The organism is Enterococcus caccae ATCC BAA-1240 (assembly GCF_000407145.1).
Classification (GTDB): Bacteria; Bacillota; Bacilli; order Lactobacillales; family Enterococcaceae; genus Enterococcus_L; species Enterococcus_L caccae.
In genome coordinates, this window is sequence record NZ_KE136472.1 from 496,029 (window position 1) to 516,513 (window position 20,485).

At 36.6% G+C, this 20,485-nt stretch carries 15 protein-coding genes; 12 read left to right on the plus strand and 3 right to left on the minus strand.

Annotated elements, in window-relative coordinates:
- Positions 1-626: 626 nt before the first annotated feature.
- The 6 genes from I580_RS02190 (at position 627) to manA (ending at position 7,116) form a co-directional block, all read left to right on the plus strand.
- On the plus strand, positions 627-1,790 hold the full coding sequence (locus I580_RS02190) for an efflux RND transporter periplasmic adaptor subunit (protein ID WP_010772945.1): 1,164 nt from the start codon (positions 627-629) through the stop codon (positions 1,788-1,790).
- A gap of 11 nt (positions 1,791-1,801) precedes the next feature.
- Entirely contained in the window at positions 1,802-2,512 is a 711-nt protein-coding gene (locus tag I580_RS02195; RefSeq protein WP_010772944.1) for an ABC transporter ATP-binding protein, read from the plus strand.
- Positions 2,509-3,744, plus strand: coding sequence for an ABC transporter permease (locus tag I580_RS02200; protein ID WP_010772943.1), 1,236 nt, complete (start codon positions 2,509-2,511; stop codon positions 3,742-3,744). The genes I580_RS02195 and I580_RS02200 overlap by 4 nt, the downstream gene beginning before the upstream one ends.
- 442 nt (positions 3,745-4,186) lie before the next feature.
- Complete coding sequence (locus tag I580_RS02205) at positions 4,187-5,023, plus strand: VOC family protein (protein WP_010772942.1); 837 nt, start codon at positions 4,187-4,189, stop codon at positions 5,021-5,023.
- Positions 5,024-5,061: 38 nt separating this feature from the next.
- Positions 5,062-6,099, plus strand: coding sequence for a serine hydrolase domain-containing protein (locus I580_RS02210; RefSeq protein ID WP_034860451.1), 1,038 nt, complete (start codon positions 5,062-5,064; stop codon positions 6,097-6,099).
- Positions 6,100-6,141: 42 nt separating this feature from the next.
- Positions 6,142-7,116 carry a mannose-6-phosphate isomerase, class I gene (manA, locus tag I580_RS02215; RefSeq protein ID WP_010772940.1) on the plus strand — a complete coding sequence of 325 codons (975 nt, stop codon included), beginning with the start codon at positions 6,142-6,144 and terminating at the stop codon, positions 7,114-7,116.
- Positions 7,117-7,158: 42 nt separating this feature from the next.
- Here manA and I580_RS02220 read toward each other — a convergent pair whose 3' ends face one another.
- The 3 genes from I580_RS02220 to I580_RS02230 form a co-directional block, all read right to left on the minus strand.
- Positions 7,159-7,854, minus strand: coding sequence for a type 1 glutamine amidotransferase (locus tag I580_RS02220; RefSeq protein WP_010772939.1), 696 nt, complete (start codon positions 7,852-7,854; stop codon positions 7,159-7,161).
- Positions 7,855-7,977: 123 nt separating this feature from the next.
- The gene (locus I580_RS02225) at positions 7,978-9,315 is read right to left on the minus strand and encodes a Mur ligase family protein (RefSeq protein WP_010772938.1); all 1,338 of its coding nucleotides are present in this window, start codon (positions 9,313-9,315) and stop codon (positions 7,978-7,980) included.
- Between the two features lie 171 nt (positions 9,316-9,486).
- On the minus strand, positions 9,487-10,125 hold the full coding sequence (locus I580_RS02230; protein ID WP_010772937.1) for a helix-turn-helix transcriptional regulator: 639 nt from the start codon (positions 10,123-10,125) through the stop codon (positions 9,487-9,489).
- Positions 10,126-10,550: 425 nt separating this feature from the next.
- Between I580_RS02230 and ssnA the strand changes: the two genes are divergently transcribed.
- The 6 genes from ssnA (at position 10,551) to ygeW (ending at position 20,237) form a co-directional block, all read left to right on the plus strand.
- The gene (gene ssnA / locus I580_RS02235; RefSeq protein WP_010772936.1) at positions 10,551-11,885 is read left to right on the plus strand and encodes a putative aminohydrolase SsnA; all 1,335 of its coding nucleotides are present in this window, start codon (positions 10,551-10,553) and stop codon (positions 11,883-11,885) included.
- A gap of 38 nt (positions 11,886-11,923) precedes the next feature.
- The gene (gene ygfK / locus I580_RS02240; RefSeq protein ID WP_010772935.1) at positions 11,924-14,935 is read left to right on the plus strand and encodes a putative selenate reductase subunit YgfK; all 3,012 of its coding nucleotides are present in this window, start codon (positions 11,924-11,926) and stop codon (positions 14,933-14,935) included.
- A 49-nt stretch (positions 14,936-14,984) separates the two neighbouring features.
- Complete coding sequence (hydA, locus tag I580_RS02245; protein WP_010772934.1) at positions 14,985-16,367, plus strand: dihydropyrimidinase; 1,383 nt, start codon at positions 14,985-14,987, stop codon at positions 16,365-16,367.
- A 53-nt stretch (positions 16,368-16,420) separates the two neighbouring features.
- Complete coding sequence (gene dpaL, locus I580_RS02250) at positions 16,421-17,614, plus strand: diaminopropionate ammonia-lyase (protein WP_010772933.1); 1,194 nt, start codon at positions 16,421-16,423, stop codon at positions 17,612-17,614.
- A 5-nt stretch (positions 17,615-17,619) separates the two neighbouring features.
- Positions 17,620-18,936, plus strand: coding sequence for a YgeY family selenium metabolism-linked hydrolase (locus I580_RS02255; protein ID WP_010772932.1), 1,317 nt, complete (start codon positions 17,620-17,622; stop codon positions 18,934-18,936).
- A 107-nt stretch (positions 18,937-19,043) separates the two neighbouring features.
- Positions 19,044-20,237 (plus strand): knotted carbamoyltransferase YgeW, encoded by a 1,194-nt coding sequence (gene ygeW / locus I580_RS02260; protein ID WP_010772931.1) that lies wholly within the window; start codon positions 19,044-19,046, stop codon positions 20,235-20,237.
- Positions 20,238-20,485 lie beyond the last annotated feature (248 nt).

The window sequence follows — 20,485 nt, forward strand, 5'->3', positions numbered from 1 at the left end:
TTTCATTTTATAATGAGTGGAATAGAGAAATAGTTCACAAAAATGATTTTAGAATTTTTGACTGGGGGACAAGCAACATTTTATAAATATCTTTTATGACTATCGATGATCACTCAACGGTATGAACCTCACCAGGATTTCAATTAAATAAATAAAAGGTGAAAGAGTCATGGATAGATGTCGGAGGAGTAAAATGTATGCAGTCATCAACTTTTTTAAGCGGAGTAATGTAGGTAAAAAGAAATTTGAACTGATGATGAAGATAATCAGGAGCGTTGTTATTACGCCAAAACTGAGAGATATCGACAATTCGAACATAATCATGAATAGGATCTTAATGAACGTATTAAGCAGTTCAAAAATCAAATTGCACTGCTAAAATGGCCTGTTTAAATAAGCAAAAAAATAAGTTTTCAACTATATAAGAAACCTAGGATAAGCTGAAATATTCATTTATTATTCTAGGTTTTTCATTGTCAAAAAAGAGTTCTTACAAGTTAAAAAAATCACAAAATTACAAAAATGTAACTTGTATGCGTTAACGAATAATGGTTAAATGGAAGAGTATGACAACATAAGTTATTGAAAATAATAGCTTTATAAAAAAGGAGATGAAGTGAAGAGTTATGAAAAAGAAAAAAATAATGGTTATTGTGGGAGTCATTGCTGTAGTACTCATCGGACTATTTATTCTTCCCAATTTATTTGGTGGAAAGCCGACAGTTGGACCTGAAAAGAATGCGAACACAGAAGATTTAGGGATTGAATATTTTGAAGTTCCTGATATCGAGCAGGTCTATATCAACGGTGTAGTACAGCCAGAACAGGCTGAGGCATTTTCAAAAGACGCAAAAATGACAAGTACACCTGAAATTAAAGTGAATAATGGAGATGTTGTTGAACCTGAAACGATTTTATTCACATATGAAGATAAAGAAATCACGAAAGAAATAGAATCACAAAATAACACATTAAGTAAATTGGCTACTAAAAAACAGAATATCTATAAGAAATGGAATCGAGCAATCGATAATTATAATAAAACCAAAGCAGAGGAGCGAAATACAACTGGAGCTGCAATTGATGAACAACATCAAGCAGAGGTTGACAGTGTTGATGAAGAAATCTTATTTTCAAATGAAACGATTGCTGATTTGTCTACAAAACAATTTATTTCAACCAAAGCGAAGTTCAAAGGTCGTGTTTCCATACCTGAGGTTAAAGACGAAAATGCACCAATCCTTCGTTTAACATCAGATGGTTTATATGTTGCAGGAAAAGTGAACGAAAAAGACTTAATGAAGATTGCTGTTGATCAAAAGGCCAATCTTTCTGTTGTTTCAAATGGTACTAGCGTTACAGGGAAAATTTCGTATATTGATGATAATCCGCCAGAAACAAAAGCAACGCCAAGTGAAAGTAGCAGTGCTGAGGGATCGATGTCTACTTATAATGTTAAATTATCACTTGATAGTTTAGAAGGCATAAAAAATGGTTACCATATGCAGGCAACAATCAATTTAGGTGACAATAAAGCAATTGAAGTTCCTAAAAAAGCAATCCATGAGCAAGACGGCAAAAAATATGTCTTAGTCAATGATTTTGGTTCTGTAATTCGCCGTGATATTCAAGTAGGGGAAGAAAAAGGAGAAAATATAGTTGTGAATTCAGGATTAGAATCTGCTGATCGAATAATTCTTTCTTCGAAGAAAGAAGTCAAAGAAGGCGATTTAATTGGAGAAAGCAAGGATGAAACAGGAGAAGCAGCACCTATAGCAGCTAAGGAATAGGAGGAGCATATATGATACAACAAGAGCAAAGTCCGCGACCTCTCATTCAGATGCAAGCAATAAATAAATATTTTCCAGTTGGGAAAGAAAAATTGCAAGTGTTAAAATCATTGGATCTGACGATCAATGAAGGTGAATTTATTATGATTATGGGGAAATCTGGAAGTGGGAAAACCACATTGATGAATATCATTGGTTTTTTAGACCGAGTATCTGATGGGACGTATCTTTTTAAGGGGGAAGATGTCTCTAAACTTTCAGAAAATAAGAAATCAGAATTTCGTAATGAGTACTTGGGTTTCATCTTCCAACAATTCTTTTTGATCAACTCATTGAATGTCAGTCAGAATGTACAATTACCTTGTGTTTATGCAGGTAAAAAAAACAATGATGAAAAACGTAGGATTGCAGAGAAATATTTAGAGTTGGTTGGTTTAGGAACTAAGACAAAAGCGAAAGTCAATGAATTGTCTGGTGGACAACAACAGCGTGTCGCAATTGCCCGTTCGTTAGTCAATGATCCACTTTTGATTATGGCTGATGAGCCAACCGGTGCGTTGGATAGTGAGACGGGAACGGAAATCATGGAATTGTTGACTGAATTGAATCGCCAAGGGAAAACGATTGTAATGGTTACTCATGACGCTGACATGAAGAAATATGCCACTCGTGTGATTCATATGAAAGATGGCCGTTTTCTTGAAGAAGAGGTGATTCGATGATTTCAAATCTATTGATCAGCACACTATTAAGTTTGCGAGCGCATAAATTACGGGTCTTTCTGACAATGATCGGAATAATTATAGGAATTGCCTCTGTTGTGACGATTTCAACACTTGGTGAGGGAATGAAAAAGCAAGTGACATCAGCGACTAGCGCTATGAATACAGATGTCATTAAACTTCATTATACAATGCAGGAAGAAAGTACGTCAGGGATGATGACTTACGAAGAACCTGATTATAGCTTTTCCAGAGTCGATATGAAGAAAGTTAGAGACATTGATGGGGTTGAATCAATATACCCGCAATATGGCGATGGTATGATGGGAGATAATTTGACGACTCAGCTGGATTATTTTGGAGCAAAAGCAAATTTGATGGTTACTTCTAATAGAGGGAACAATAAAATTAAATATGGACGAGATTTTGATGATCGAGATATCAATAAAGACGTGATCATCTTAAATCATGATACATTTGATACGAGCTTAAAAATGGATGATCCTGGTGAGTTAATTGGAAAAGCTGTTTCAATCAATGGCTATATGTATAAAGTTATCGGTATTTTAGAGCCCTTTGATTATGATTCATTGGATAATGCTGAAGCAATGTCATTGGATTGGAATACAGTATCAAGTAGCTTCGTTTCAAGAAGTTCTTACAATAAGTTGGCAACATCTAAGTCGATCAGTGGGATTAACTTCAAGTTAAAAGAAGGGGCAGATAAGCAAAAAGTTATTGCTCAGGCTGTTACAATTTTAAGTGAAAATCATCCAGATGTTAAAGGTATTTTCAAAGAAAATGATCAAGAACAGAAGAGTCAAAAACAAATGGAAGAAGCAATCGGTGGAATGACGATGTTCTTAATGGCCGTTACGGCGATTTCTCTTTTGGTTGGAGGGATTGGTGTAATGAACATCATGTATGTTTCTGTAACAGAACGAAAACGAGAAATAGGAATTCGTAGAGCTATAGGAGCAAAACCACGAATGATTTTAATGCAATTTCTATTAGAAGCAGCGTTTATCACGTTGTTAGGAGGATTGATTGGGGTTGGATTAGGGTATCTACTTTCTACGATAGTCGGTAGTTTCGTTACAATCACTCCTGTCATGACGCCTGCAATTTTTGTGATATCTACGGTAGTATCAATTTTTACGGGTGTTATATTTGGGATCATTCCAGCAATCAGTGCTTCTAGAATGGATCCAATCAAAGCTATTTATAATTAAGCAACATAGTTGGTAGTTCAAAAAACAGGGTAGAACAGGAGTATCTAACTTCGAGAAATAAGGGATGATTCACGAAAAATACTTTTTGGAATTTTGTGAATGCTCCCTTACTTCCAGAGGTACGACTTCTAATTTCACCGTTTATTTGGATTTCTTGAGGCTGGGATGTAACTTATAGAGTTATGTCTTAGCTTCTTTTTACATTTATGAATATTATTTAAAACATATTTTGATTATTATATTCATTTTATTCGATAATTGGTATAGAATAAAGTAGTGATCATTAAATAATATTTTATCTTTTGATTGGTCTAGGTAAATAGAATGGATAGTTAGAGAAACTAATTCATCTGAGTAATGAACGTAAAAAGTACATTTACTTGCTGAAATCATTAGAGATGTTTAGAATAAAAACAGGGAGACATTCGGAGGGGGAAGACGAATGGAAAAGTTTCAATTGTCAGAAGATGTATATGTAAAAACGGTTGCGTTGCGTATCAAAGATGTAGAAAAAATGGTTGGTTTTTATAAAAATGTGTTGGGGTTTACTTTGAAATTGGAAGAAAATAATTTATCTATATTTGGTTCACAACGGAAGGATAGTCGATTGTTGATATTAGAGGAATCAGATCCTATGGAAGAGCAAGCGAGCTCTTTTAATAGAACTGTCTGTTTGTCATTGGTGATTCCGACAGAGGAAGAATTTGGTAGCCTTTTAAGAAGAATTACGGCACATAATTACCCAATCCGTAAATCGGTACAACAAGGTGTGCGGAAAAGTGTATTTTTAGAAGATCCTGAAGGAAACGAATTAGAAGTTAGCCATCAGACCTCAATAAATAAAGTGGAAGCAACACCGGAACCGCTGGATATTCAACCCTTAATACAACAAAGCAGAGTTCTTTATTCAAGTCTTTCAGATGATGTAGAATTTGATCGAATCAAATTACGTGTTGATAATGTGTCTGAGCATCGGGCATTTTATCAAGACATTTTTGGAATGACTTCAGAAGGTTCTTCGATGGATAAATTATCGATGAAAAATGGGAATTTTGCTATCTATTTAGACGATTCACATAAACCAAATAGACATGAAAGAGCGGAGAAAGAACTTCTAGGTGTAGATTTTTTCGTTTTGACTTTAGAAAATGAATTAGAAATGAAACAACTAAAACAACACTTGGAAGAGAAACAACAGAAGTTTTTTGTGGATAAGAAGTTAACTATTTTAACTGTTTACGATCCAAGTGAAATTGAATGGTGGTTTGTGAGAGATTAGCCATGACGTAATACTAAACTTAACGAGGAAAATAAATGATGTATAAAGAAACAAGCAAAAAAATCAAAATAATGATGAATGAGGGCGTTTTTCCAGGTGTCAGTTTTTCCTTTATGACGAAAACGGAATCTGAAGATCATACCTGGGGAAAGGCTCAAATTTTTCCTGAAGCCGAAGTATTAGATCGCTCGTTGCTTTTTGATGTGGCTTCGCTGACAAAGGTTATTTGTACAACAACAGTAGTTTTACAACTGATGGAGGCAAAAATAATCGAAATCGATCGCTCATTGAAAACGTACTATCCTGCGTTTGAGGATGAAAAAATAACGATTCGGCACCTTTTGACGCATACTTCTGATATCCAAAGTTACATCGAAAATCGAGATACGCTATCAAAAGAAGAGTTAAAGCGTGCATACAATCAGGTTCAATCAGGTGAAGCTCTCGGTAAAAAAGTATCCTATACAGATACAGGGACGATTTTATTAGGATTTATGTTGGAAGAGCTATTAGGTAAAGAAGTGATCGAACTCTTTAAGGAACGAGTTTTACATCCTTTGGATATGAGGGAGAGTATTTTTCTACCGACGGATTCCGCCAACATTGTACCAACTGAAAATCATCCTGTAAGAGGATTGATTCGCGGTCAAACACATGATCCAAAAGCTTTTGTTTTAGCAGAACATGCAGGGAATGCAGGTTTATTCACTAATTTGACTGACCTTAAGAAATTTACATCAATGTATTTAAATGAAGGAGTATATCAGGATACAAAACTATTGGAGAGAACCACGATTTGTTCATTATTAGCTGATCAAACGCCGAATAAACACGGCAACCGTTCTTTGGGCTGGGACTTGAAAGACGATTTAACAGGTAGGCCTATTTTGTTTCATACTGGCTATACAGGAACCTTTTTGTTGATCGATCCTAATGAAAAAGAAGCCTTTATTTTTCTTTCTAATCGTGTTCATCCAGTAGATAAGAGAGCGGAGTATATTGAAAAGAGAGATGAACTTATTGAAATTTATTTGAAAGAAAAAATAACAAACAAAGATGAATCGCTTTCTTTTTAGTGGTATAATTGATGAGTATAAATGGAAGGGAGTCTCTAAACTATGCAGCAACCTTTATTTTTAAAACCAGTGTTTCAAGAAAAAATTTGGGGAGGAGATCGTTTACATACTGTATTCGGTTTTGACTTACCAAGCAATAAAATCGGAGAAGACTGGGCGATCAGTGCTCATCCTCATGGCGTGAGCACAGTAGAAAATGGTCCCTTTTCTGGTCAAAAACTTGATGATTTATGGACAAATCATCGCGAATTATTCGGCAATGCTAAAGGGGAGGTTTTTCCTTTACTAACAAAGATTTTGGATGCAGAAGATGATTTATCTGTACAAGTTCATCCAGATGATACCTATGGATTAATTCATGAAGGCGAACTTGGCAAAACGGAGTGTTGGTATATTATTGATGCTGAGCCAGAGGCAACAATCATTTATGGACATAATGCTAAGAGTCGAGAAGAACTTGAAGCGATGATCAAAGAGGAACGCTGGGATGATTTACTTAAGAAAGTGCCAGTTAAAAAAGGTGACTTTTTCTATGTACCGAGTGGCACGATCCACGCAATCGGTAAAGGGATCATGATTTTAGAAACCCAACAAAGCAGTGATACTACGTATCGTGTGTATGATTATGATAGAAAAGACGATCAAAGACAAGCAAGAGAATTGCATATTCAGCAATCAGTGGATGTGACAACAGTTCCAGCTAAGGATGCGCAGTTATCGATCCAACAACAAAACCAAGGACGTTCAAGTATCATTACCTATTTAAAAACACCATTTTTCAATGTGTATGAATGGCAAGTTAAAGGTGTGTTGAATATAAAGAAAAATGCGCCGTATACACTAGCAACGGTTATTGATGGTGTGGGTCATTTGATTGTTGAAGAAGTCGATACAGTGAAATCAGAAAGGTATGAACTAACGAAAGGAACAAGTTTTATCTTACCAAATGATATCGCAAAATGGCGTATTGAAGGTGAGTTGACGATTATTGCTTCAGAACCTGGAGTAGAGGCATAGTACTAAAAAAAGTGTTAGGAAATTTTTCCTAACACTTTTTGTTTAGTTAACTGTCAATATTTCTTGGGGTACTACAAATGGTTCATTATATTTTTTTTCTAATGCTGTTTTGATCAAACGAATACCTAGATTTTCATTGCGGGCAAGAATCGGTCCATGAAAATAAGAACCAAAAACATTTTTGTAAATTACGCCTTCAGAACCATCTTCGCTGTTGTTTCCTTTTCCTTTAACGACATTACCTAAAGGGCGCTCTCCTTTACCTAAAAATGTTCGACCATTATGATTTTCAAATCCATAGTATGTTTCATTGAATTCTTCATTGTGGATCACAATATCGCCGATATAGCGATTGTTATCTTGACTTAATGTATAATGATCCAATGCACCTATTCCGTGGATTTTTTCACCTTTAGCGCCCATATAATAATGACCTAACAATTGAAATCCTCCGCAAATTGCGAGCATAACACCATCATTTTCGATGTATTCAGTCAAAGATTCTTTTTTCGATTGGATATCTTCTGAAATGATCAATTGTTCAAAATCTTGACCTCCACCAACGAAAACTAAATCATATTTATTAGGATCAAAAGGTTCATGAATGCTAACGATTTCAGAGTGAAAGGTCACATTCATTTTTTCAGCAAGATATTTTAACATTAGTAAATTACCATTATCGCCGTAAGTATTCAGTAAATTTCCATACAAATGACACACAACTAATTCTTTGGGCACTGTAGATTCCTCCTCGTATATAAGTAATAACGCTCACTTTTGTTCAGTCTCAGCAGAAAAATAGGGCTGAGATGTTTTTGTCTCACTCTTATTTTATCTTTTACGAGAGACTAGCTCATGAAGCTAGTTAGTAATATAACCTTGTGCAGTTAATGATTTACGTAATTGTAAAACTGCCGTATAAGTCGCTAAAATATAAACACGATCTGTCGGTACTTCTTTGATAGCAGTGATCACATCATCCAGATTAGGAATTTCTTTTAAGTTGTCTTCAGGAATTCCTGCAACTTTTAATCGCAAAGCCATATCTGTATGACGGTCACCACCAGCAATCACTTCTGGAATATTCATTTGAGCAAAAGCTTCGTGATCGCCATCCCAGATCCAGCTGACGTCGATACCATCTGCATAGTTTGCATTTAATAGTGAAACAAGCGAGAAAGAATAAGGGGAAAGTCCCATCATATCAATCACTTGGTTTAAACCAACTGGATTTTTAACCAGGATTAATGTACATAATTTACCCTCGATGTTGATTGTTTCTTGGCGTCCAAAAACTTTTTCATCATAGCTTAGACCAGCTCTAATTTTTTCAGGCGAAACGCCATAATATTCAGCAACAGAAGTGGCAGCAAGAGCATTATAGACATTATACATACCACCAACAGCAATACTGTATTCAGCATCATCGATCACAAAATCAGCAGACGTATTATCCATCGCTACCATTTTTGTTAATTGGATATCTAGTTCAGGACGATGGAAGTTACAGTTGGGACAATAGTATTTCCCAAGATTAGCATAAGTAATCATTTTATAATGCAAAATATGATGGCACTTTGGACAAAGCAAGCCATCGGTATTGTAATGAGCCATCTGTTCTTTATCTGGCATATGATTGAAGCCATAGTATTTTCTTGGATTGATTGTTTCAACGGAATTGAAAATAGGCGAATCACCGTTGCATAAAATGGGTGCATTGGGCGCAGCTGCTGCACCGTCAACAATCAGTTTGTAAGTGGTGTAAATTTCACCATAGCGGTCCATTTGATCACGGAAAATATTCGTGAATAAAAATAGTTTCGGTTCAATATACTTTGTAACACGGCTTAAACTAGCTTCGTCAATTTCCAAAACTGCAAATTTTTTCTTAGCGCCTTTGTTTTTGGCAGATAAGAAAGTTGAAACAATTCCTTGTTCCATATTTGCACCAGTTGGATTGGTCAGCACATGATCAAATTCTTGTCTTAAAATATTCACTGTTAAAGCCGTGGTCAACGTTTTGCCGTTGGTACCAGTGACAACAACGATTTCATAATCTTTTGCCAAAGTATCTAAGATTTTTGGATCGATTTTTAATGCTAATTTTCCAGGATAGCTACTACCACCTTTGAAGAAAGTTTTTAAAACCCATTGTGAAGTTTTTCCAGCGGCTATTGCTACATGACTTCTGATTCCCATAAAGTGCCCTCCAATTTATCTCAACGATCATTGTTACATTCAATAATAAACTCAATCTATAATACCACAATTGAAAAAAAAAATTAATTCCTTTTACTCTTTCTTACTATATTAAGATTTGGTGGAATAAAAATTAGGCAGCTATGTTTTTTTAACATAGCTGCCTAATTTTTACTTAGCGTCGATATAACTGTATAACGTATATTTAGAAATATTGAAAAATCCAGCTACTTTATCGCCTGATTTTGTCACAAGAAATGCGCCTTTGTTATTTAAAAACTGGATGCATTTGATTTTGTCATCTTTTGTCATCAAAGGAACGGGTTTGCCGACTAATTTAACAGATTCTTCGATCAAATCATCTAACAGTTCATTGATGTCTTGAGGAATGTAATCAGGTTCTTTATCATTTTCATGTTCATCGATAGAAATAAGCGATTTTAAAGTAGATTCAGCAGCAATCAAAGCAGTAATATCATAATTGATTGCAAAAATACCATCTAAACTCCCAGTTTTATCTTTGAAATATATGGTGCTCGATTTCAAAATACGACCGTCATGAGTTCGTGTTAAGTAATTGATATGATCAATTAAATCAGCAGGGTCTTTTTTTAGCGCTTCTAAAACAACTTGAGAAGGGCCATCGCCAAGTTGGCGAGAGGAAACATGACCATTTTCAATAGAAACGATCGTATTGTTAATATTATTTTCATTGATTTTGTGAATCACGATTTCACAATTTTCACCAAACTGACCAGCTAAAGCTTTTGCGACTTGAGTCAGAAAATTCAATTTTTCATCGGAGAGCATGATTTTGCTCCTTTCTAATTAAGAAGTTATGTCTGATACATCGCTGTGTATTCGATTAATGTAATTCTTATGATTATAGAAAAATAACAGATATAGATTAGTATATCTTTAGAAAAAATCCATTATCTTCTACTAGCTTCGAGTGTAATAATATCATGCGGTAAATCATAATACAAGACAATGGGCATTTTGCACTAAAAAATATTTTTTAGGTAGCATTGTTTTTTTTTAGGTTGAGTGGTATAATTTACTCGAGTTAAGGGAAATAGTTAATTTTAAATTTGAATGCAAGCGCTTTTTTTAAAGTTGTAATAAGCTATGGAGCTAGTATTCAGATATCTATTCATTCGTGAATGTTTGAACTATTTCTATATGTAAGCGATTTCTGTTCGGGTGAAAAATAAATGTAATTTAGGAGGAAAAAGATGTTACTAATAGGAAATGGACGCCTAATCACCAGAGATAAGGAAGCTACTTTTTTTGACAATGGATGTGTGGCTATTGACGGTCAAAAGATAAAGGCAGTAGGAACTACGATGGAGTTAAGAGAAGGTTTTCCAGAAGCTGAATACATTGATGCGAAAGGTGGAGTGATCATGCCTGGGTTTATCAATATGCACAATCATATTTATAGTACTTTTGCTCGAGGATTAACTATCAATGGTTATCATCCTAAAAATTTTATGGATATTTTAGAAGGCCAATGGTGGCGGATCGATCGAACCTTAAATTTACAAGATTCGTATCACAGTGCAAAAATCGCTTATTTAGATAGTATCCAAAATGGTGTGACAACGGTTTTTGATCATCATGCAAGCTATGGCTCGATTGAAGGGAGTTTGACTCAACTTTCTAATGCAGCTGAGGAATTAGGTGTCCGTACTTGTTTATGCTATGAAGTATCAGATCGTGACGGTGAAGAAAAGATGAAAGCAGCAGTCAAAGAAAATGCTACTTTTATCAAAGCAAGTGCTGCTCGTACGGATGACATGCAAAAAGCGATGATGGGCATGCATGCGGCCTTTACACTGTCAGACAAATCGTTGGAGTATTGCGCCGCTTATACCCCAAAAGATGTTGGCTATCACATCCATATTGCAGAAGATATTGCCGATGTTTATGATTCATTGGCAAAGTATGGTAAGCCAATCGTAAACCGTTTATACGATCTAGGTATTTTGGGCAAGCAAACGATGGCAGGACATTGTATTCATATCAATCCACATGAAATGGAATTATTGCGGGATACAAACACAATGGTAGTAACAAATCCAGAATCAAATATGGGGAATGCTGTAGGATGTCCGCCAGCAATGCGTATGCTTAATGAGTATGGAATCTTGATGGGTCTTGGAACAGATGGTTATACGAATGATGTTACAGAATCATATAAAGTAGGCAATATTATCCACAAACATCATTTAGCTGATCCAAATGCCGCTTGGACAGAAATGCCACAAATGTTATTCAATAATAATCCGCAAATGGCAAATCGCTATTTTGAGAAGAAACTAGGGGTTTTAGAACCTGATGCAGCAGCAGATGTGATTGTGTTGGATTATAAAGGTCCAACACCTATGACGAAAGAGAATATTAATTCTCATATCTTGTTTGGCATGAATGGAGGAGCAGTTACAGATACTATCATCAATGGTGAAATTCGCATGAGAAATCGAGAAGTGCAAGGCATTGATCAAGAAAAAATCTGGCATGATGCACAAACACAAGCGCAATCTCTTTGGTCAAGAATCAATGGCTAGACAATACTAGCGTAGAAAATTAAAAAGGAGTGACAAACATGAGTGACATCATGCACCCAATTTCGATCGATGGGTTATTGAACTGGATTTTAAATGAATACAGAAATGAATCAACTATTTTTGGTGTAAGAAAATTTTACAAAGCTGATCCAAACAAAACATTGCCTTTATTTGGCGAAAAAATGGAAACACCTTGTGGACCTGCTGCAGGACCACATACGCAATTAGCACAAAATATTATTGCATCTTATTTAACTGGTTCACGTTTTTTTGAAGTGAAGACGGTTCAAATCATTGATGGAGAAGATTTACCTGTTAGTAAGCCTTGTATCACAGCAGCAGATGAATGCTACAACGTGGAATGGTCAACGGAGTTGCGAGTTCCTCAAGCTTATGATGAATACGTTAAAGGTTGGTTTGTACTAAAACTGCTTAGCAAAGAACTTCATTTAGGTAATCCAGATGGCTTTATTTTCAATATGAGTGTTGGATACGACTTGGCTGGGATTCAATCACCAAAAGTTGATAAGTATATCACAGATATGCAGGATGCCGAAAATACACCGATTTGGCAAGAATGCAAAGAAGCTGCTTATAAATATTTGCCACAATTTAAACACGTGACCAAAGAATATATTGAAAGTATCAGTCCAAACGTTTGTCGTTCCATTACGTTATCTACATTACACGGCTGTCCATCAGATGAGATCGAACGAATTACCACTTATTTAATAGAAGAAAAAGGGCTGAATTCATTTATTAAATGTAATCCGACCATGTTGGGCTATGAATACACACGTCAAACAATGGACGAATTAGGCTTTGATTATATGGTATTTGATGATCATCATTTTATTGAAGATTTGCAATTTGAAGATGCTGTTCCTATGTTGACACGTTTACAAGCTTTAGCGGATAGTAAAAAACTTAATTTTGGCGTAAAAATCACTAATACTTTTCCAGTAGGGATTGCAGAAGAAGAGTTACCTGGAGAAGAAATGTATATGTCAGGACGTTCATTATTTCCTTTGAGCATTTCCCTAGCGAAAAAGCTATCGGATGCATTCGATGGAAAGTTACAAATTTCTTATTCTGGAGGAGCAGATGTTTTTAATATTAAAGACATTTTTGATGCTGGAATTTGGCCGATCACAATGGCGACAACGTTGTTGAAACCGGGTGGCTATCAACGCATGAACCAAGTAGCAAATTTATTAAGTGAATCAGTGTATCCAACGCAAGTCCATGTTGATTTAGACAAACTTACAACGATTGTAAAAAGAGCCAAAACACATGCTCGCTATAAGAAATCAATCAAATTACCAGAAAGTTCTAAATTAAGGACGACTGTCCCACTGACTAATTGTTACACAGCTCCTTGTCGTAGTGATGGCGGTTGTCCAATCGATCAGGATATTCCAGCCTATCTTCGTTATGTGAGTGAAGGCAACTATTTAGAAGCGTTAAAAGTGATTGTGGATAAAAATCCATTGCCTTTCATTACAGGAACGATTTGTGCTCACCCTTGTATGACGAAATGTACGAGACAGTTTTATGAAGGAGCCATCAAAATTCGGGATGCGAAATTAGAAGCTGCTGAACATGCTTATGATGATTTAATGGCAGGGATGGAAAAACCTGTTCGTAAAGAAAATGCACCTAAGACAGCAATTGTTGGTGGTGGGCCAGCAGGGATATCGGCTGGGTTCATACTTGCTCGTGAAGGAATGCCAGTAACCGTATTTGAAAAGGCCGACACGATTGGTGGTGTCTGTAGCCAAATCGTACCAGAATTTAGAATTTCAATGAAATCTGTCCAAAATGATGTAGAAATGGCTAGATTCATGGGAGCCAAATTCAAAACAGGTCAGCCGGCTCCAGATATTGAAACGTTGCGTGAGCAAGGGTACACCAACATTATCTATGCAATTGGTGCTTGGAAACATGGAAAATTGAAATTAGAATCTGGCAAAGCAGTAAACTCATTAGAATTTTTAAAAGCTAATCGAAAAAATCCTCATCTTAATCCTTATGGAGAACAAATCGTAGTTGTCGGTGGTGGCAATACAGCAATGGATTGCGCTAGAGCTGCAACGACGTTACCAGGTGTGAAAAAAGTGTCAGTTGTTTACCGTCGAGACAAACGAAATATGCCTGCAGATGAGGAAGAATTGTACCTTGCTTTAGGAGATGGCGTAGAATTTTTAGAATTACTGTCACCGATAAAATTAGAAAATGGTCTGCTAACTTGTGAAAGAATGCGCTTAGGTGAACGCGATGGTTCAGGTCGTCGTAGACCAGTAGCAACAGGCAAATTTACTGAAGTGCCAGCGGATACTGTCATTGCTGCAGTTGGAGAGAAAGTGGATACAGACTTTTATCAATCGATTGGAATCACAACGGATCAGTATGGAAAAGTTGTTTCCAATCAAGAAACACTAGAAACCAATTTGAAAGATGTCTATGTGATTGGTGATGCGAATCTTGGACCTGCGACAATTGTTGAAGCGATTGCCGATGCTACAAAAGCTACTAGAAATATTTGTCACATTCATAATGAGCATTATGAACAAACCAATCTTAATAAAAACGTGGCATCTGTGCGCAACAAACGCGGTATCTTAGAGCCGAATGAAGCACTTTGTGGACAAGCTAGTAATTGTTTGGACTGTTCAACGATTTGTGAATCTTGTATGGATGTTTGTCCAAATCGCGCAAATATCGTCGTAAATGTTAAAGGACAGCCGCAACCACAAATTGTCCATGTGGATCGTATGTGTAATGAATGCGGAAATTGCGAGACTTTCTGTCCATATTCAAGTGCACCATATAAAGATAAATTCACTCTATTTAATACAGAAGCAGACTTTGAAAATAGCGCAAATTCAGGTTTCTATGTGATCGATCCGAGAGAAAAAACGTGTCTAGTTCGTTTATGGGGTAACACTTCAACGATTTGTTTAGACGCTAAAGGATTAGATATTCCAGCGGATATCATCGATTTAATGGCTACGATGATCAAAGATTATGAATATTGTATGCATATGTAAAAAAAATCCATGAGTGCAAAAACAACTTCTTAATGATGGAGGTTAAAAAATGTCTATCCTTTTAAAAGGCGGAATAGTAGTATCGGCAAAAAAACGTCGTCAAGTTGATGTGAGAATCGATGGCGAGAAAATTGTTGAAATAGGGACAAATTTAAAAGAAAACGGTTCCAACGTTGAAGATGTTTCAGGTTGTTTTTTATTACCAGGATTTATTGATGCTCATACTCATTTAGAACTGAATAATGGTAAAGGATCTATGAGTACCGCAGATAATTTTAATACAGGTAGTAAAGCAGCCGTTGCTAAAGGAACAACTACGGTGATCGATATGGCAACACCAAGTAAAGGCAGTTCATTAAAAGACTGCCTAGTATCGTGGAACCAACTGGCTCAGGGAAACAGTTCTTGCGATTATACCTATCATATGTCGATCATTGAATGGAATTCCACTATCAAAAAAGAAATCAAAGAAATAATAAATGCTGGTATCACCTCATTTAAGATGTATATGGCCTATGATAATTTAAGGACAACAGATGGAGAAATTTTTGAAGCAATGAGTGAAATCGGTCAGTTTCACGGAATGCTAGGGATTCATTGTGAGAATGGCGATATGGTCAACGAAATGATTGCAAAATTTGTCGAAAAAGGAAATCTTGCACCACATTACCATCCTTTAACAAGACCTGATTCAGTCGAAGCAGAAGCTGTGGAACGTTACTTAATGATTGCTGATTTAGCAAAGTTACCAGTCAATATTGTTCATTTAAGTACCAAACGATCACTAGAAGCTGTTGAAAGAGCCAGAATTCGTAACCAAAAAGTTTATGTAGAAACATGTCCGCAATATTTAGTATTAGACGATCATTTATATGATGAGCCTAATTTTGAAGGGGCAAAGTATGTTTGTTCACCACCATTACGTAGTTTTAACGATCAACAAGCATTATGGAATGGCGTGATCAACGGCCAAATCAACACGATTTCAACAGATCATTGTAGTTTTAATTTTGAGGGACAAAAAACAATCGGAAAAAATGATTTCAGTAAAATACCAAATGGTATGCCCGGCGTCGAGACCCGCCCAGAATTGATTTATACCTATGGTGTGACGACTGGAAAAATTAGTTTAGAGCGAATGATTGGTTTACTTTCAGAAGATATTGCCAGGCAATTTGATTTATTTCCACAAAAGGGAATTATCCAAGTCGGAAGTGATGCAGATATTGTTGTTTGGGATCCATTGACGATAGGTGTTATCTCGGCTACAACACAACTCCAAAATGTAGATTACACACCTTATGAGGGAATGCAGACGAAAGGCAGTGCGAGAGCAGTTTATCTAAGAGGGCAAAAAGTAGCAGAAAACGGCAAGGTTATCGCAGAAAATCAAGGAGCATTTATTTTCCGCAAGATTTCAACTAGTCACTAACGGAATCAATCAACCTGTGTTGATTTAAATAAATAGATGGAGGGGAAAATTTTTTGGAAAAAATAAAATGGACGGCAAATGAAATGCCCAAAACAAATGATCAGTATTTAACACTGATGTCAAAGGAAGCAATCGAAAAAGCTTTAGCTTTTCATCGTAGTTTCCCTCAATACAATCAGACGCCATTAGCTGAATTAAAAAATATGGCTGAACATTTAGGATTAAAGGATTTCTTTGTCAAAGATGAATCATATCGTTTTGGTTTAAACGCATTTAAAGTGCTTGGTGGTTCATTCGCTATGGCAAATTATATCGCCGAAAAACTAGGAAAAGATGTTGCTGACTTGACCTATGATATTTTAACTTCTGATAAACTTCGAGATGAATTTGGTCAAGCGACATTCTATACGGCGACAGATGGCAATCACGGTCGTGGTGTGGCTTGGGCAGCCAATAAATTAGGACAAAAAGCAGTTGTTTTGATGCCTAAAGGTTCAACACAAACTCGTAAAGAAAACATCGAAAAAGAAGGCGCAAAAGTCACGATTGAAGAAGTTAATTATGATGAATGTGTGCGTATGGCTAACAAAATGGCTGAAGAAACTGAAAACGGTGTCATGGTGCAAGATACAGCTTGGGATGGTTACGAAAAAATTCCAACATGGATCATGCAAGGCTATGGCACGATGGCATTAGAGGCTTCACAACAACTAAAAGAAGCTGGGAAAGAGCGGCCGACACATGTTTTTGTTCAAGCGGGTGTTGGGAGTTTAGCGGGAGCTGTTGTTGGTTATTTTGCTAATCTTTATCCGGATAATCCACCAAAAATGATCGTTGTTGAAGCGCAAGCAGCAGATTGTCTATATAAATCAGCAATCGAAAAAGATGGAAAAATTCGCTTTGTTGAAGGTGATTTGCAGACAATCATGGCAGGTCTGGCTTGTGGCGAACCAAATACGATTTCATTTGATATTTTAGAAAACCATACATCAGTCTTTGTTTCAGCACCAGACTGGGTTTCAGAAAAAGGAATGAGAATGCTTGGCGCACCATTAAAAGGGGATCCGCAAGTAATTTCAGGAGAATCAGGAGCGGTAGCAATGGGCTTAGTGGCAACAGCAATGCAAGATCCTGACTATAAAGAGTTACGTGACACATTGAAACTAGACGAAAACTCAACTGTTTTAATGTTCTCAACAGAAGGCGACACAGATCCAGCTAATTATAAAAAAATCTTATGGAGGTAATATAAATGGATTTCAATGAAATTAACAAAGCAGCAGAAGGTTACAGAGAGGACATGATCAAATTTTTACGTGATTTAGTAAAAATCCCGGGAGAAAGTGCTGAAGAAGGCGCAAAAATGGATCGGGCGAAAGCTGAAATGGAAAAATTAGGCTTTGACAAAATCGAAGTCGATCCTCAAGGAAACTTATTAGGGTATATGGGGACAGGAAAAAAACTGATTGCTTTTGACGGACACATGGATACAGTCGGCATTGGTGAAATGAGCAACTGGGAATTTGATCCATATGATGGCTATGAAACCGATACTGAAATTGGCGGACGCGGGACTTCCGACCAAGAAGGTGGCATCGTTTCTGCTGTTTACGGTGCGAAAATCATGAAAGATTTAGGACTGCTAAATGAAAAATATACAGCACTAGTAACTGTTACCGTTCAAGAAGAAGATTGCGATGGATTATGCTGGCAATATATTATTCAAGAAGATAAGATTCGTCCAGAATTTGTAGTCTCAACTGAACCAACAGATGGCGGTATTTACCGTGGACAACGTGGTCGCATGGAAATCAAAGTTGAAGTGAAAGGCGTATCTTGTCACGGATCGGCTCCGGAACGAGGGGACAATGCTATTTATAAAATGGCTGACATTTTACAAGATGTTCGAGCATTAAACAATAATGGTGATACTGAAAGTACGGTTATTAGAGGTTTAGTCCGTATGCTTGATGAAAAATATAACCCTGAATGGAAAGAAGCACGTTTCTTAGGAAAAGGAACAGTGACAGCGTCACAGATCTTCCATTCATCACCAAGCCGTTGTGCGGTAGCAGATGGTTGTACGGTTTCATTAGACCGTCGTATGACAGCAGGAGAAACATGGGAAAGTTGCCTTGAGGAAATTCGTCAATTACCTGCTGTTAAAAAGTATGGAGATGATGTTGTTGTCTCAATGTATGACTATGATCGCCCATCTTATACAGGGTTAACGTATCCAATCGAATGTTACTTCCCAACTTGGGTGATTCCAGAAGAACATGGTGTAACAAAAGCGTTGATGGAAACCCATAGAAATCTATATGGCGAAGAACGTAAAGGCTCAAAAGAAACGCTTGAAATGCGTAAAGCACGTCCACTTTTAGATAAATGGACATTCTCAACAAATGGCGTATCGATCATGGGACGCAACGGTATTCCGTGTATCGGCTTTGGTCCAGGAGCTGAAGCACAAGCACATGCACCGAATGAAAAAACATGGAAAGACGATTTAGTCCGTTGTGCTGCAGTGTATGCCGCATTGCCAACTGTATATTGTGAAAACAACTAAATGATCGGCTATAAAGCATAGCGGCAAACGAACCACTATTCTAGTGAGTAAAGGTCATTAGAATAGTGCGTATCGTATCATAACAACTAACTTAGAGGAGAAATGATATGGAAACTTTTAACGATTATATTGCAAAATTGGACAAATTAGAATTTGATAAAATGTACGAAAACGACTTTTTCTTAACATGGGAAAAAACGCGTGATGAATTAGAAGCCGTTTTCACAGTAGCGGATACATTACGCTATTTGCGTGAAAATAATATTTCAACGAAAATTTTTGATAGCGGTCTAGGGATTTCATTATTCCGCGATAACTCGACAAGAACTCGCTTTAGTTTCGCTTCTGCTTGTAACCTTTTAGGTCTTGAAGTACAAGACTTAGATGAAGGAAAAAGCCAAATTTCTCATGGGGAAACCGTTCGTGAAACAGCGAACATGATTTCATTTATGGCTGATATTATCGGGATTCGTGATGATATGTATATTGGTAAAGGAAATACCTATATGCGTGAAGTTTCAGAGTCTGTGCAAGAAGGACATAAAGATGGCGTGTTAGAACAACGTCCAACTTTAGTTAATTTACAATGTGACATCGATCACCCAACTCAAGCGATGGCAGATGCATTACATTTAATCCATGAATTTGGTGGAGTTGAAAACTTAAAAGGAAAAAAAGTTGCGATGACATGGGCGTATTCACCATCTTATGGGAAACCATTATCAGTTCCTCAAGGAATTGTTGGTTTAATGACACGACTTGGAATGGACGTGGTGCTTGCTCATCCAGAAGGCTATGAAATCATGCCGGAAGTTGAAGAAGTTGCCAAGAAAAATGCAGCAGAAGCTGGCGGTTCATTTACCAAAACCAATAGCATGGCTGAAGCCTTTAAAGATGCGGATGTTGTTTATCCTAAGAGCTGGGCCCCATTTGCTGCAATGGAAAAACGCACTCAATTATATGGTGAAGGTGATCAAGCGGGTATCGATAAATTAGAAAAAGAGTTACTTGCTCAAAATACTAACCATAAAGATTGGGAATGTACAGAAGAGCTAATGAAAACAACCAAAGAGGGCAAAGCATTATACATGCATTGTTTGCCGGCTGATATCACAGGTGTTAGCTGTGATGAAGGGGAAGTTGAAGCATCTGTTTTTGAACGTTATCGTGTGGAGCTTTATAAGGAGGCTAGCTATAAACCTTATATCATTGCTGCAATGATCTTTCTAAGTAAAGTGAAAAGTCCACAAGCAACATTAAAAGAATTAGAAAAAAAAGCGACACCAAGAGAAGTTAAATAGTCATGTATTAGAATTGGCATGGAGTGAGGTGCTTTCTCTAATGATGAAGATAGAGGAAGATAAAATAAGAGGTGCTCTTTTTAGAATTTAAATGAATGAAATAATAAGACCTTTCCAAATCCTGAAATAATAGTATCTTGTTAAGAAAAAAAACTATTTAAACTGACTCTGCTGTCCACAGAGTCTAAATACTTCATGCAAAAATAGTGTGAACTTAACGGTTATCAATGTGATGAATTGAAAGAGAA

Bases quoted from the DNA above. Each gene is read 5' to 3' on its own strand.
- I580_RS02190 (WP_010772945.1), top strand. From the start codon at position 627: ATGAAAAAGAAAAAAATAATGGTTATTGTGGGAGTCATTGCTGTAGTA.
- I580_RS02195 (WP_010772944.1), top strand. From the start codon at position 1,802: ATGATACAACAAGAGCAAAGTCCGCGACCTCTCATTCAGATGCAAGCA.
- I580_RS02200 (WP_010772943.1), top strand. From the start codon at position 2,509: ATGATTTCAAATCTATTGATCAGCACACTATTAAGTTTGCGAGCGCAT.
- I580_RS02205 (WP_010772942.1), top strand. From the start codon at position 4,187: ATGGAAAAGTTTCAATTGTCAGAAGATGTATATGTAAAAACGGTTGCG.
- I580_RS02210 (WP_034860451.1), top strand. From the start codon at position 5,062: ATGTATAAAGAAACAAGCAAAAAAATCAAAATAATGATGAATGAGGGC.
- manA (WP_010772940.1), top strand. From the start codon at position 6,142: ATGCAGCAACCTTTATTTTTAAAACCAGTGTTTCAAGAAAAAATTTGG.
- I580_RS02225 (WP_010772938.1), bottom strand. From the start codon at position 9,315: ATGGGAATCAGAAGTCATGTAGCAATAGCCGCTGGAAAAACTTCACAA.
- I580_RS02230 (WP_010772937.1), bottom strand. From the start codon at position 10,125: ATGCTCTCCGATGAAAAATTGAATTTTCTGACTCAAGTCGCAAAAGCT.
- ssnA (WP_010772936.1), top strand. From the start codon at position 10,551: ATGTTACTAATAGGAAATGGACGCCTAATCACCAGAGATAAGGAAGCT.
- ygfK (WP_010772935.1), top strand. From the start codon at position 11,924: ATGAGTGACATCATGCACCCAATTTCGATCGATGGGTTATTGAACTGG.
- hydA (WP_010772934.1), top strand. From the start codon at position 14,985: ATGTCTATCCTTTTAAAAGGCGGAATAGTAGTATCGGCAAAAAAACGT.
- I580_RS02255 (WP_010772932.1), top strand. From the start codon at position 17,620: ATGGATTTCAATGAAATTAACAAAGCAGCAGAAGGTTACAGAGAGGAC.
- ygeW (WP_010772931.1), top strand. From the start codon at position 19,044: ATGGAAACTTTTAACGATTATATTGCAAAATTGGACAAATTAGAATTT.